Source organism: Pantoea sp. Cr_R13 (assembly GCF_029222565.1).
GTDB lineage: Bacteria > Pseudomonadota > Gammaproteobacteria > Enterobacterales > Enterobacteriaceae > Pantoea > Pantoea eucalypti.
Map to the genome: position 1 here is coordinate 1,105,865 of NZ_JARHXL010000013.1, position 14,346 is coordinate 1,120,210.

A 14,346-nucleotide genomic window follows, 5' to 3' on the forward strand; every position below is an offset into this window, starting at 1 on the left:
CAACGAATTCCAAACGATTCTGGCCGAAACTAACCAGCTTAATGCGAAGGGAACACAGTCAGATCGGAAAGACGCAAAAGCTCGCATCATACATCCGATTTAACCAATCAGAGGCATCACCGGATTTCGAATGCGAGTCGCCAGACTTATCAATCGTCATCATCGAAAGCGCCATATCCTCCCCAACGCCGAATTAAAGCATCAAGATGTTTTATTGATTCATTTCCCGGTTTAAAGTGCCCTGATTCATTGGTTGCGAAAATCTGTAAATTACCGCTGTAATCAGAAAAACCCACTATTCTTCCTGCGGCAAGAACCTCTTCAGCAGCGTTGTATCCGAGAGAATTTATTATTGCAGGATGGGTGACATACTCGTTTCTGGAACGTTTAATAAATTCACCAAGGAGCAACTTCCTTTGCTTAGTTATAACAAACTTCAGCGCAACGTCAGATATCAGGCTCATCCCAACAGCTTTTAAATATTCCTTTAATTGGTATAAATTATTTATTTCAGCGACTTTAGGTTTTATTTTATTGATATTTAAATTTTCGCTTAACAATTTATCCGGATACTGATTTTTGTAACATCGCTTATCGTTATAAAACAGATCCACTGGCGAGGATATCTCATGCTTCAATCTTTTTTTCGTTATGCTCACTCGCCCGCGGCTTTTTATCAGACATTTCATTGCTATAGTTCTCCATCAGCCATAACGCAATGGACATTGCGGTCGGCATTAACAAATCCTGTTGTTGTAGATGTAGCCGGATATATCATAAGCATATTAATTGTATGATAAATCGATAATACACAAGCTGGGTCCGAAGGTTCTTTCGCTTAACGGCAACAGCTATCGTGAATGTCAGGCGATCCTGGCTGAACGCGGTGTCAGCGTTGATCACTCCGCGGTTTACCGCTGGGATCAGCGTTATTCACCTGAAACTGAATCAGACTGGCGAACATTATTCACAGGTCAGTCTGGCCGTCAAAGTGGACCTGAAATGACCTCCTGACTGGGTTGGGCTAACTTTACACCGACAGAGGAATCACACCGCTCCCACTCGTATTATTGGGTGCGACCCAACGTGTCGCATTTCCATCATATTTGATGTACACGTCGTTATCCGGGCGAATTTCAATGTCGGCCCCTCCCAGCCTCATTATTCCACTCTGCGAAATATCGTTTCCTGTCAGTTCGATCTTTCCATTCGTGGTTGTGTAAGGCCACTGCACGTTTTTTGAATCCCTGGCGTATAAGGTTCCCAGGTTTAAGTCATTAATGCTGGCGACACACTCTGTACCACCCGGTATATCTATCCGCGTTGCGCCGCCTCCTCGCCAAAAGTTGCCGCCCATCCTGGAGGCAAAGCCAATGAAGAGGTTATTATAGGTCGTTGACGTTGTGTTTGTGATAGTCCCGCCTGTAATGGTACATGTTGGTGGTCGGGGTAACGCGATGCCGAGGTCCCAGGGCTCGCCGCGCCACCACGTAAACGTATGAGCGTAACGAGTTCCGAAGAGGTCCACGCATTCTATTGAAACATTGGCGCGTATAAACGGAAATAGCTCGTCCGCAACAAACCAGCCAGTCTGGCTCCAGTTTGGTTCCTGCCGCCACAACATGAGTTGCAGGGCGTAGGAGCTCTCCACCCAAGGGCCCGTTAACCCTGCCTGGACGGCAGGTACGTTTATCGTGCGTGGCGCAAAGGCGCCCATATCCTGACCATGCGCAGATAAGACCGATGCAGATATTACGAACGTCGTTATTATTTGCTGTAATTTCATTACAACACGTCTATTTAACATCAGGTCCCCTTTTCGTTGATTTAGCCTATGAGGCAACGTTATCGTCATGCCGCATCTGCGAGCTGTATTACATCAACGTTAACCGACTCAGGCGTTACGTCAGTAATAGTGGAGAACGATCCTGCCATCAATACAGCAATAACGAAGCCAGAATATTTTTTTATTTTTCTTCTCCCGAAGAAAAAACATTTAAACTTTGCAGTATTGACACGAATACACTAATAGCATTCACTGCCCATCAGGTCAGATACAATCAATCATTGTCCGTTAATTCTAAGTGGCTACCCCGGCATAAATCAACAGACATAATTCTGATGACGATGACAAAATGGAACCCAAAGTTAAATCAATAAAAGAGGAAACATTAAAACACCCGCATCATGACTGAATGCAATTATTCACAAGGAAAACTGAACGTCAATAACGATCAATTTAACGCGTCCCGTAGTGAGTGGCAATTAATTAAATTTTATCGCCCGTTCCGAACAAGTCGCGCAGGCGCGAGGAACGGATTGAATGTAACTATTTATCTGATTTATGAAATATGAACATCCCTGATGAATAACAGATTAATCCCCTTCTCTCTCACCAGCCTCCTTTTTACATATTAAACATCACATGACAACTCAACCCTAACATCTCTCCGTCAGATCTTTTAAGGCGTAATGGCATTCGAATGTTTAACATCAGGAGCATTATGAAACATAGAAAAGCAAATGAAAGATAATTTGAGGGATTAGTCGTGATGCTACAAACGCGGGATTAACAGACAGGCCTGACATGTTTAAGCGCTTGCAGAAGCCTCGCGTTATGCTGCCACCCGCTGACATCGTGAAAGCCGGGATCAATAACCAAAAAAACCTTTAAGCATCGATTATAAATCTATATACGCGATTTTTTACACCATATATATCCACAATGATTTTTTTGTCGAATAATCAGAGCAATGTAAAAAGGGCTGCTTATACAGGCTTGAGAAATGAATGCTGTATTCAGATCCCTAAAATTGAAATCGACAATCTGGCAGTCGTATACGAGATGGCTAAAAATGAAAATCTGCGATGTAAATAAGTTGGTTGATTTTTGGCTACCGATCAAACCTGATTCCTGACACGCTCAATACATAAGGCTGAGCTCAAAATAAATCCAATACAACCAGGATATGAATATTATGAGAGTTGTGGTATTTCAAGGCCAATACGGTATCTTTAAAAGAAATGGGTTAGACCTGTCAATGCCTGCGATACAAACTTGCATAGGGCTTTATGCTTTATCAGATCAACATGATTATCTTCTCTGTGCACATTTCGATACATACTTGGGATTAAGAGAAAACTTACAGGATATTAAACGTTCCCTTGAGATTGATGGCATAAGGATGAGTTCGCTTAAAGCCACTGTTTTTGGTGGAGATGGAAAACAAAGTTATTTGCGCTGCTCTCCTCCCAGCAGTTATATTGGCAATCAAATTGTCAATTATATGAAATCACAGGGCGCTTCAGCACACTATTCCAATTCTTATTATTCTGGTTTTTTCCCTAAAACGTTTAATTTTCACTACCGAAACGGTTGTGTCATAACAGAAGGTCAAAATCCACGAGATTTCTCAGGCGCTAGTCAGCAGGCGATGAATCTGGCGAGACAAAGAATCAGACTCAGTCCCTCCCAATATTCGCTTACCCATGCAAAAATGCTGGATATCACGCGCTTATATTGACAATTTTCGTCTTAAGTAACGGGTTAATTTAATTGGCCAGTTAACTGGGATGCAGGTTTCGCTGCTCCCCAAAACCTAAAATATACAACGCGGTTTGCGCTGTTTTAAGCATCGTTCTGAGTGGGTTGTGGCAACAGAGTGACGGGCCGGCTATCCGGCCCGTTTCGTTTTTTGCTTACTGCGTTAAACACTCACCCATTAAACGCGTTTCAGCGACATCGTCTGGCGTTTCTCGGCGGATTGCAGACCCAGCTCAATCAACTCCATCACCTGAATCGCCTCTTCTGCCGTCACCGGATTGTTGCCACGTCCGGCTATCGCATCGCGGATGCCCGCATAGTAAGCGGGATAGTTGCCCGGCTGCGTCAGCTGCGTGGTTTCCGTCAGTGAATCACCGTCGACCAGCGTCAGCGTACCGTCGCGCATGTCATAACCCCAGTCCGCCTGCGGCGGGAAATCACCCGACTTCAGGCGATCTTCCTGCGGGTCAAGACCATATTTAACGTAACTGCCGCGTGTGCCGTGCACGGTATAACGGGCAGATTCCGCCGCCACCAGCATGCTGGCATGCAGCACTACGCGGCGCTGCGGATAAGTCAGCGTGGCGTGGAAGTAGTCGGTGGTCTGCGCGCCCGGACGCATCTCAGCCAGATCGACATTGATGGCGACCGGCGGGCCAAACAGCTGTAGCGCCTGATCCAGCAGATGCGGACCCAGGTCATACCAGATTCCGCTGCCTGCGCCCTTCATTTCACGCCAGCGATTACGCACTTCCAGACGGAAGCGATCAAAGTGAGATTCGAAGTAACGCACCTCACCCAGCGAGCCCGTTTCAAGCAGGGATTTCAGCGTCAGGAAGTCGCTGTCCCAGCGGCGGTTATGGAACACCGATAGCAGCAAACCTTTGGCTTTTGCCAGCGCATCCAGCTCGCGAGCCTGTGACAGCGTCACGGTAAACGGCTTATCGACGACCACATGTTTACCGGCGTTTAGCGCGGCTTTGGCCAGCGGGAAATGGGTGTCGTTAGGAGTAGGAATAACAATCAGTTGCAGGGTCGGGTCGTCCAGCAGCGCCTGAGGGTCGGCCACCACCTCAACAGCAGGCCAGTCGGCGTGGACTTTGCTGGCATCGCTACTGGAAATGGCTGCAAGCTCAACGTCCGGCGTCCCTGCAATCAGCGGGGCATGAAACGTTTTACTGGCAAAACCGTAGCCGATCAGACCAACACGTAATTTATCGCTCATTTGGATTCCTCATGGATTCTGATCCATCAGGCGTCATCGTCGCAGACAGACTGAACACAGACAGCGCGGAACGACCAGACGTACACGTACTACGTGAGGATTACTCGCTGCGCTCGCCCCTTCAGGGCCGCCCTGACGGGCGTTCAGGTTGCTAAAGCAGCCTGTGTGAGCACTGTCCAGGTTCAGACTGACTAAAAATAGCCTGATGGGTAGAATCTTCGTTGATAACCCGATTGATTTAAGACTATTAACCAGGTGAGGACAAGGAGGAATCCCCCGAAAAAACTAAGAGATAGCACTTCGCGCCAGGGGCCAGGCCGTCTGCGCCGCCAGGCTGTCGTGCGCGTCCTGGTTGCGACGGCGGAAATCACTGGGACTCACGCCGACACGCTTGCGGAACACCCGTGAGAAGTAGAGCTGGTCGTCGTAACCCACTTCGCGCCCTACCGAGGCGATCGGTTCCTGAGTGGTCTGCAGCAGCAGTTTGGCGCGGATGACCCGCTGATCTTCACGCCAGCGCAGCAGGTTGACCCCCATCTGCTCCCGGAACAGATGCGCCAGTCGCGACGGTGACAGGCAGACGTGGCGCGCCACCTCTTCAATCTTGACCTCGCTGGCGAGATGGTTGGTCACATACTGGCAGGCTTCAATCACACGCGGATCGCGGATGAGCTGATGACTGCGCGGATCTTCTTCAACGGCCCGCAGCAGCAGCCGTTCCAGCAGGTTCATCGCCAGCTCTTCCGCAAAGCGGCGACCCGAGTTATGCGTCTGCTCAATACTGGCAAACAGGCGGTCAAACTCGCCACGCAGTGACTCAGGTAACAGCAGTCGTCCCACACCCTCCTGCTCATCCTGCCAGCGCAGCCAGTCGTGCCAGTAGGCGCGCGGACGGAAATAGACCCAGCGGTGGAACCACTGCGGACTGTCCGGCGCGCGACCATAGTAGTGGGCGGTTTTTGGCTGAAACAGCAGCATTTCGCCAGGCTCGCAGTCAAATGCCCGCTCGCCGTCGAATACCCGCCCTTTGCCTTTAATGGTGAGATTCAGAATGTAACCTTTCATGCCGTGCGGGCGGTCGATAAAAAAATCGAGCGGACCATCGGCAGTGATGGGCGTCAGCCCTGCCACCAGCCAGGCATTGAATGAATAGCCCGGCAACAAGGGGTTTTGCTGCTCAGCCGGTAATTCGCGGTGATACATAGCGTCCTCACTCAGTCTGTTATTGTTCGGATAGCCTGCAGACACCTCTGCGTCCGCAGGCCAACGGCTCGCTCAATCAGGCTTTTTTCTGTTTGTAACGGTCAAAAATCACCGCAGCTAACAGTATCAGACCGCGCACCACATACTGTGAGAATGGCGAGATATTCAATAAATTCATCGCATTCTCTACCGTGCCGAGGATCAATACCCCTGCCACCACGTAAGAGATCTTGCCGATGCCGCCCTTCAGTGAAACACCACCCAGTACGCAGGCAGAAATCACCACCAGTTCATAGCCGATGGAGGTCATCGGCTGGCCGCTGGTCATACGTGACGCCAGGATAATGCCCGCTGCCGCAGAGACCAGGCCGGAGAGGATAAAGATGATGATACGGGTGCGTACTACCGGTACACCCGCCAGGCGCGCCGCCTCTTCATTGCCGCCAATCGCGAGCGTATTACGACCAAAGGTGGTTTTGTTGAGCAGGAAGCCGAAGATCACCATGGTGGCCAGGGTCAGCCAGATCGGCGCGGGCACACCCAACCAGTTGGCAAAGCCCAGCTCAAAGAAGCGCTCATCTTCGATACCTACTGCTTTACCATCAGAGAAGATATAAGCCAGGCCGCGTACGATCTGCATCGTCGCCAGCGTGGTGATCAGGGCATTGATCTTCAGTCGCGCAATCACAAAGCCGTTGATAAAGCCGGTGATCATGCCGAGCACCAGTCCGGCACCCACACCAATCCACAGGCTTTCCGTCATATTGATGACCACGGCGGTGACGACACCCGCACAGGCGATGACGGAAGCGACCGACAGGTCAAAGTCACCGGAAGCCAGACAGAACAGCATGCCGCAGGCGACCATGCCGGACATCGACATCGCCAGCCCTAAGCCTTTCATATTGATAAACGAGCCGAAGTTCGGCACAAAAATCGCACAGACAATAAACAGCAGTGCAAATACCACCAGCATGCCGAAGTTGTCCCAGATGCGACCTAACTGCAGGCCGCCGCGTGAAGCGGGCTGCGGTGTATTTGAGGTCGTAGATGAAGCCATGATGATCTCCTGTCAGGCCACGGCGGCCGCTTGAGTAGTTTTGGGCATCGCCAGGCTCAGCGTCTGCTGCTCCGTGGCGTCGTCGTGCAGCAGTTCACCGGCAATGGCACCTTCACGCATCACAACGATGCGATCGGCCAGGCCCATCACTTCCGGTAAATCGCTCGAGGCGAACAGCACCGCAATGCCCCGGTTCGCCAGCTGATAAATCAGGTTATAAATTTCATGTTTGGCACCGACATCGATGCCGCGCGTTGGCTCATCCAGCAGGATCACTTTCATATCCTCAGAGAGCCAGCGTCCCAGGATCGCCTTCTGCTGATTACCGCCAGAAAGGTTCATGATGAGCTGATCGGCGCTGGGCGTTTTAATATTCAGCGAGCGGATATGGCTGTCGGCGTTCTTGTTTTCCCAGCCGTTTTTTATCAGGCAACCGGCAGTCAGGTTGTGACGGCGGGCGCTGATGTTGATGTTGTCGCGCACCGAGTGCACCGGAATAATGCCCTCAGCTTTACGATCTTCCGGGCAGAGCATGATACCGGCACGAATGGCATCGATCGGCTCACGCAGCGGCAGTGGCTTGCCGTCCAGGATGACCTGACCGCCACGCAAACGCGTGCCGCCGAACAGGCCCTTCAGCAGTTCACTGCGTCCGGCACCGACCAGTCCAAACAGTCCAACGATTTCACCGGCATGGACTTTCAGCGAAATTGGCGTACGCACGCCCTTCGCTTCAACCTTGTCCAGCTCCAGCCGCACTTCCCCTTTGGGACGCGGTGAGTAGCCATAGATATCACCCAGGTTGCGCCCTACCATCGCCTGCACCAGATCGTCGTGATGGGTGTTCGCCATATCAGTAAATGTCCGCACGTAGCGGCCATCTTTAAACACGGTGATGGCATCGCTAAGGGCGAAGATCTCTTCCATACGGTGAGAGACGTAAAGCACCACCCGGCCCTCCTCGCGGAGCTGGCGAATGACGCGGAACAGGTTGTCGATTTCACGCGCCGACAGGGAGCTGGTTGGCTCATCAAAAGCGATAATACGCGCGTTGCGCGCCAGCGCTTTGGCAATCTCCACCATCTGCCACTGGCCCAGCGACAGGTATTTCAGCGGCATATCGGGATCGATATCCATGCCGAGATTTTTCAACTGTACGCCCGCCTCAAAACGCATCAGCTTACGGTTGACCAGTCCATGTTTGTGCGGAATCTGGCCGAGATAGATGTTCTCCGCCACGCTCATTTCCGGCACCAGATGCAGTTCCTGGTAAATAATGGCAACGCCCGCGTCCAGTGCATCCGTCGTGCGCTGAAAACTCATCGGCTTGCCTTTAATACGAATCTCACCGCCGCTCGGCTGATAACTGCCGCTGAGTATTTTTAACAGCGTCGATTTGCCTGCGCCGTTCTCGCCCATCAGAGCGTGAACTTCACCGCCACGGCAGTCGAAGGAGATATCCTGCAACGCTTTCACGCCAGGGAAAGTTTTACTGATGCCATGAAACGACAGAAATGCTGAATCAGTGTTCATGTTAATCCTCACTCTTTCGCGCCACCGGCCGGTGATGGCGGGCGACGCGAAATGGGCTATTAAGGATGCCGGGCTGCGAGCAGCCCGGCAGGCTCAGAGTTACATCAGTCCTTTTTTCGCCAGTTCAGTTTTGAAGTTGTCACGGGTGATCAGCACCACATCTGTAACTTCGGTGAATTTCGGTGGTTCTTCACCTTTGCTGACCCAGTTGTAGAGCATCTGGCTGCTTTTGTAGCCGTGGATATCCGGGCTTGGCAGCAGCGAACCATAGAAGCCGGTCGCCTTGTCTTTTGACAGTTCGCTGATGGCATCGACGCCGTTGATGCCGATACCGATGACGTCAGCCGCTTTAAAGCCCTGACCTTCAGTCGCACGTACGCCGCCCAGCACGGTGTTGTCGTTCATGCCGACAATCAGCCAGTGTTTGACTTCAGGATGCTGCACCAGCAGGGAGTTACCGGCATCAAACGCGCCAGGGATATCGTTAGATTTGGTTGGGACCTGGTAGATCTGGGCTGCCGGGAAGCCAGCGGCTTTGATCGCGTCCATTGAGCCGCCAGTACGACGACGAGCGGTGTCGAGTTCGTTCGCGGTAATGGCCATCACGCCGGTGGTTTTCACATCCCAGCCGCGTTTCTGCATCTCTTTATAAAGTTCCTGACCCTGACGCTCACCAATTTTAGTGGCCGCCATCATCACTAGTGGCACGGTATCCATTGGCTTGCCTTTGGCGGTGACGAACTGATCATCCACTGCGATGACTTTCAGGCCGTAGCCGCGCGCTTTTGCCATGATGGCGGAACCGAGTTTTGGATCGGGCGTACAGATGACAAAACCTTTTGCGCCGTTCGCCGCCAGGCTGTCGATGGCATTCAGGGTTTTTTCACCATCCGGCACGGCAATTTTAATGACATCAAAGCCAAGATCTTTGCCCGCTTTATCGGCGAATTTCCATTCAGTCTGGAACCAGGGTTCTTCTGGTTGCTTGACTAAAAAACCCAGCTTCATGGTCTCGGCGATAGCGGATTGTGACATAACCGCTGCCAGGCCGATGGCCGCGAATGCTTTAGTGAATTTATGCATGATGCTCTCCGGTACCAGGTTATTTTTCGCTGCTAATAACGAATCGGTGTAAACGCTACCAGTAAGTTTTGTTTTGTGGGTACAGCCATAAATCAGTGCTTTAGGCTGGCATGTGCTGACAGAGTGTCCAGACGCTGGGCTAGTATTAGCGGTATTAGCGAAGAAAAATGTAGAGCGGTATCACATCTTAAAATCACGGCAAAATCATCCATATATTCAGCAAATTTAACCGGCCCTTAACTTATGCAATGGATCACAAAATCACTGCCGATGACAGAAAAGTGCATATTGTCAGCCAGCCATGACTAACTGATTTGGCGCACCGAACCCAGGATAAAGGCGTTAACTAACTACAGGAGATTCCGATGCGTGCTGGAGCCATCACCCTTGGGCTGGACTTTGGTAGTGATTCGGTGCGTGCGCTGGCCGTGGATTGTCATAGCGGCAAAGAGCTGCAGAGTGCGGTGTTCAGCTATCCGCGCTGGCAACAGGGCTTATACAGCGATCCGCACACCAACCGTTTTCGCCACCATCCACAGGATTATATTGACGCTATGGAGCAGGCGCTGCTCGGCGTTCTGAATGCACTGAGTGAAGATCAGCGCAACGCCGTGGTCGGCATTGGCGTTGACAGCACCGGTTCTACCCCGGCACCTATTGACCGCGACGGCAACGTGCTGGCGCTGCGTCCGGAGTTCGCTGAGAACCCCAACGCGATGTTCGTGTTGTGGAAAGATCACACGGCTATAGAAGAAGCGGAAGAGATTAATCAGCTTTGCCACAGTGGTCGCTTCCAGGATTACAGCCGCTATATCGGCGGCATTTATTCTTCGGAGTGGTTCTGGGCGAAAATTTTGCACGTGTCGCGTGAAGATTCGGCTGTGCGCGAAGCCGCCGTCTCCTGGGTGGAGCTGTGCGACTGGGTGCCCGCCCTGTTAAGCGGCACCACCGCACCAGATAAGCTGCGTCGCGGCCGTTGTGCCGCCGGACATAAAGCGTTGTGGCACGGCGACTGGAACGGCCTGCCCGATGTCGATTTCCTGAATGCGCTCGACCCGCTGTTAACGCAGCAGCTCGACTCTCCTCTGTTTACAGACACCTGGACTGCGGACCTGCCGGTGGGCACCCTCAGCCCGGAATGGTCGCAGCGTCTTGGTCTGACGCAGACCGTGACACTTTCCGGTGGCGCGTTTGACTGTCACATGGGCGCCGTCGGCGGCGGGGCTAAACCTTATACCCTGGTGAAAGTGATCGGCACCTCAACCTGCGACATCCTGATTGCTGACGCGGAAAAAGTCGGCGATCGCGATATCAAGGGCATCTGTGGTCAGGTTGATGGCAGCGTGGTACCTGGCGCTATCGGACTGGAGGCGGGTCAGTCTGCCTTTGGTGATATCTACGCCTGGTTCAGCCGTTTGCTGGGCTGGCCATTACAGCTGGCGGCGCAGCAGCATCCGGAACTGAAGCCTCAGCTGGCTGAGATGCAAAAAACGCTGATTAAGGATTTGACCGAGGCCTGGGCTGCCAATCCGCAGCTCGATCACCTGCCGGTGGTACTGGACTGGTTTAACGGACGCCGCACACCGAATGCGAATCAGCGTCTGAAAGGGGTGATTACCGATCTGAATCTGGGCACTGATGCCCCTGCATTGTTTGGTGGTCTGGTCGCGGCAACCGCGTTTGGCGCGCGCGCCATTATGGAGTGCTTCGAGCAGCAACAGATCCCGGTCGAGAGCATTCTGACTCTCGGCGGCATCGCGCGAAAGTCTCCGGCGATTATGCAGGCCTGCTGCGATGTGATGAACCGGCCACTGGATATCGTCGCCTCTGACGAGTGCTGTGCATTGGGTGCGGCCATTTTCGCCGCCGTTGCCGCAGGTGTTCACGCCAGCGTTCCGGATGCTCAGCAGGTCATGGCCAGTCCGATTGCCGTGACGCTGCAGCCCGATCCGGCGCGCGTCGCCCGCTATCAACAACTGTATCAACGCTATCAACAATGGTGCGTGACGGCTGAACCGCAATACGCCGCCCGCCCCGCTTCCGCGACGAGCCTCTCCCAAGAGGCGTAATTGTTGCAGGCAGTCTGGACACGGACAGTGCGGAGCAAACGGAGCGTAGAGGGCGTACGTGAGGATTACTCGCTGCGCTCGCCCGTTCAGGGCCGCCCTGACGGGCGTTCAGGTTGCTAAAGCAGCCTGTGTGAGCGCTGCCCAGGTTCGGAATGACAAATAAAATAGCCTATCAGGTAGGCGCTAAGTAAAGGAGTGGTTTTATGCAACAGTCAAACAGCTACAGCGTATGGTTTGTTATCGGCACGCAGCATCTCTATGGGGCGGAGACGTTACGCCAGGTTGAACAGAATGCACGTCAGGTCGTCGAGGGTTTAAATCAGGCCGGTTTACCACTGCGTCTGGAGCTGAAACCGCTGGTGAAGTCACCGGATGAAGCGCTGGCCCTGTGTCGCGATGCTAATTATGACAAGCAGTGCGTTGGGATCATTACCTGGCTGCACACTTTCTCCCCGGCCAAAATGTGGATCGGCGGCCTGAGCGTGCTGAATAAGCCGCTGCTGCAATTCCATACCCAGTTCAATGCCGAGATCCCGTGGGACAGCATGGACATGGACTTTATGAACCTGAACCAGACCGCACATGGCGGCCGTGAGTTCGGTTTCATCGGCGCGCGCATGGGCCTGCAGCACAGCGTGGTGACGGGTCACTGGAAAGACAGCGCCAGCCAGCAGCGCCTGGGCAACTGGATGCGTGCGGCACTGGCTAAACAGGCCAGCCAGCAGCTGAAAGTCGCTCGCTTTGGCGACAACATGCGTGAAGTGGCCGTGACCGAAGGCGATAAAGTCGCCGCGCAGATTCAGTTCGGCTATTCAGTGAATGGCTGGGGCGTTGGCGATCTGGTTGAGGTGATCAATGGCGTTAGCGATGGCGACGTGAATGCGCTGATCGACGAATATGAAAGTCTTTATCGCTTTACCGATGTCGCTGCGTCTGGCGGTGAAAAACGTCATAACGTGCTGGATGCTGCACGCATCGAACTCGGTCTGAAGCGTTTCCTTGAAGCAGAAGGCTGCCACGCCTTTACCACTAACTTCCAGACGCTGCACGGCATGACGCAGTTGCCAGGTCTGGCAGTTCAGCGTCTGATGGGTCAGGGTTATGGCTTCGCCGGCGAAGGTGACTGGAAAACCGCTGCCCTGCTACGCATCTTCAAAGTGCTGGCCGGTGACCGCAAAGGTGGCACCTCCTTTATGGAGGATTACACCTATCACTTCTCACCAGGCAACGATTTAGTGCTTGGCTCGCACATGCTGGAAGTCTGCCCGTCGATTGCCATTGAAGAGAAACCATTGATCGATGTGCAGTTCCTGGGCATTGGTGATAAAGCCGATCCAGCGCGTATGATTTTCTCCACCCCAGCTGGCCGTGCGGTTAACGCCAGCGTGATTGATATGGGCGACCGTTTCCGTCTGCTGGTTAACGTGGTGGATGCTATCGAACAGCCGAAACCGCTGCCGAAGTTGCCGGTTGCGCGCGCACTGTGGAAAGCGCAGCCATCACTGGCGACTGCCTCTGAAGCGTGGATTCTGGGCGGCGGTGCACACCATACGGTGTTCAGCCAGGCGCTGACGCTGGAGGATATGTATCTGTACGGTGAGATGAACGATATTGAAGTGCTGGTGATTGATGAGCACACCACCTTGCCTGCGTTTAAAGATGCGCTGCGCTGGAATGAAGCGTACTACCGTCTGAAACGTTAATAAGTGATTAAACGGCGCTTTAGGGGTTCTGAAAAGAAATCGATTCAGGATCGATAAAGCGCCGTTTGTTTGCAGATTCGTGCTATTCCGTCGGTCATAAAAGCTCCCGCAGCGGAAGTTTCCTTTCACTGCAACTGTGCACTCCATTCTTTCAATTTCGCACTGTCCATTACAGCAATGATCAAGCCGAACCGGGAAGGAAAGAACTGCCTGAAGAGCAAAGCGTCTGCGCCAGGGATGGCGCGGCCGATCCGCAGGGATGCGGGAATCCTTTGCGATCAGGCAGTCCTTTCCTGACCTTGCATCAACATCCAATAGCGATTGTTTTCCCGGTAATACATAAGAGCACCGGTCTCTTTGCTAAAACTCAACTCTTTCATCATCTTGCACTTTCCCCCACCAGCCTGTATTGCTTGTAGCCTGACAAAACGAAGGTAGCCAGCGCCATGCAAGTTGTCGACCTGAACCAACATCCCGACTACGCCCAACAAACAGCAAAACTGCTGCACACTGAATGGTCACATCATCCAGCCTGGTCACATCAACCCACCATCCTTGCGCGTTTACACCAAAGGAATCAGACAGGCTCGGCGGAATTTACCCTTGTTGCCACGCCGGATGGCGAAACGGTCATCGCGACCTGTAGCGTCATCCGCTATGAACTGGACGACATCCCGGCAAGAGAATACTGGATGGGTGAAGTGGTGACGGACAAAAAATTTCGCGGTCAGGGCGTAGCAAACGCGTTGATCCAGCAGGTAATTGCGCGGGCCAGACAAAAGCGAATTAGTGAACTCTGGCTCTATACTCCCGATCAGCAGGCGTACTATCAGCGTTCAGGATGGCAGGCAGTGGAACAGCGGCACATAGCGGGAGAAGAAGTCACGGTGATGGTGCTGCATCTGGCGCAATAAAAGGCGGCTCCT

General features: G+C 52.7%; 11 protein-coding genes and 1 pseudogene. 5 read left to right on the forward strand and 7 right to left on the reverse strand.

Annotation, left to right across the window (positions count from 1 at the left end):
- Nucleotides 1-149 precede the first annotated feature (149 nt).
- Complete coding sequence (locus tag P2R09_RS13015) at nucleotides 150-689, reverse strand: hypothetical protein (protein WP_275770246.1); 540 nt, start codon at nucleotides 687-689, stop codon at nucleotides 150-152.
- Between the two features lie 154 nt (nucleotides 690-843).
- On the opposite strand from P2R09_RS13015, the pseudogene P2R09_RS13020 reads away from it, so the two are divergent.
- A pseudogene (locus tag P2R09_RS13020) lies at nucleotides 844-948 on the forward strand (IS6 family transposase); the annotation flags it as partial.
- Nucleotides 949-1,030: 82 nt separating this feature from the next.
- On the opposite strand, the gene P2R09_RS13025 reads toward P2R09_RS13020, so the two are convergent.
- On the reverse strand, nucleotides 1,031-1,807 hold the full coding sequence (locus P2R09_RS13025; protein WP_275770248.1) for a hypothetical protein: 777 nt from the start codon (nucleotides 1,805-1,807) through the stop codon (nucleotides 1,031-1,033).
- Between the two features lie 1,171 nt (nucleotides 1,808-2,978).
- Here P2R09_RS13025 and P2R09_RS13030 point away from each other — a divergent pair.
- On the forward strand, nucleotides 2,979-3,524 hold the full coding sequence (locus tag P2R09_RS13030; RefSeq protein ID WP_275770250.1) for a hypothetical protein: 546 nt from the start codon (nucleotides 2,979-2,981) through the stop codon (nucleotides 3,522-3,524).
- 198 nt (nucleotides 3,525-3,722) lie between these two features.
- Here P2R09_RS13030 and P2R09_RS13035 read toward each other — a convergent pair whose 3' ends face one another.
- The 5 genes from P2R09_RS13035 to P2R09_RS13055 form a co-directional block, all read right to left on the reverse strand.
- Nucleotides 3,723-4,769: an oxidoreductase gene (locus P2R09_RS13035; protein WP_275770252.1), complete on the reverse strand. Its 1,047-nt coding sequence runs from the start codon at nucleotides 4,767-4,769 to the stop codon at nucleotides 3,723-3,725.
- Between the two features lie 285 nt (nucleotides 4,770-5,054).
- On the reverse strand, nucleotides 5,055-5,972 hold the full coding sequence (gene araC / locus P2R09_RS13040; RefSeq protein WP_003853440.1) for an arabinose operon transcriptional regulator AraC: 918 nt from the start codon (nucleotides 5,970-5,972) through the stop codon (nucleotides 5,055-5,057).
- Nucleotides 5,973-6,048: 76 nt separating this feature from the next.
- Nucleotides 6,049-7,032, reverse strand: coding sequence for an L-arabinose ABC transporter permease AraH (araH, locus tag P2R09_RS13045; protein ID WP_003853439.1), 984 nt, complete (start codon nucleotides 7,030-7,032; stop codon nucleotides 6,049-6,051).
- Nucleotides 7,033-7,044: 12 nt separating this feature from the next.
- Nucleotides 7,045-8,565 carry an L-arabinose ABC transporter ATP-binding protein AraG gene (gene araG / locus P2R09_RS13050; protein WP_003853438.1) on the reverse strand — a complete coding sequence of 507 codons (1,521 nt, stop codon included), beginning with the start codon at nucleotides 8,563-8,565 and terminating at the stop codon, nucleotides 7,045-7,047.
- Between the two features lie 99 nt (nucleotides 8,566-8,664).
- On the reverse strand, nucleotides 8,665-9,648 hold the full coding sequence (locus tag P2R09_RS13055; RefSeq protein WP_003853437.1) for an arabinose ABC transporter substrate-binding protein: 984 nt from the start codon (nucleotides 9,646-9,648) through the stop codon (nucleotides 8,665-8,667).
- Nucleotides 9,649-10,013: 365 nt separating this feature from the next.
- Between P2R09_RS13055 and P2R09_RS13060 the strand changes: the two genes are divergently transcribed.
- From P2R09_RS13060 to P2R09_RS13070, 3 genes are all read left to right on the forward strand, one after another.
- The gene (locus P2R09_RS13060) at nucleotides 10,014-11,717 is read left to right on the forward strand and encodes a ribulokinase (RefSeq protein WP_275770262.1); all 1,704 of its coding nucleotides are present in this window, start codon (nucleotides 10,014-10,016) and stop codon (nucleotides 11,715-11,717) included.
- 203 nt (nucleotides 11,718-11,920) lie between these two features.
- Nucleotides 11,921-13,420 (forward strand): L-arabinose isomerase, encoded by a 1,500-nt coding sequence (gene araA / locus P2R09_RS13065; protein ID WP_275770264.1) that lies wholly within the window; start codon nucleotides 11,921-11,923, stop codon nucleotides 13,418-13,420.
- A gap of 446 nt (nucleotides 13,421-13,866) precedes the next feature.
- Nucleotides 13,867-14,334 carry a GNAT family N-acetyltransferase gene (locus P2R09_RS13070; protein WP_275770266.1) on the forward strand — a complete coding sequence of 156 codons (468 nt, stop codon included), beginning with the start codon at nucleotides 13,867-13,869 and terminating at the stop codon, nucleotides 14,332-14,334.
- Nucleotides 14,335-14,346 lie beyond the last annotated feature (12 nt).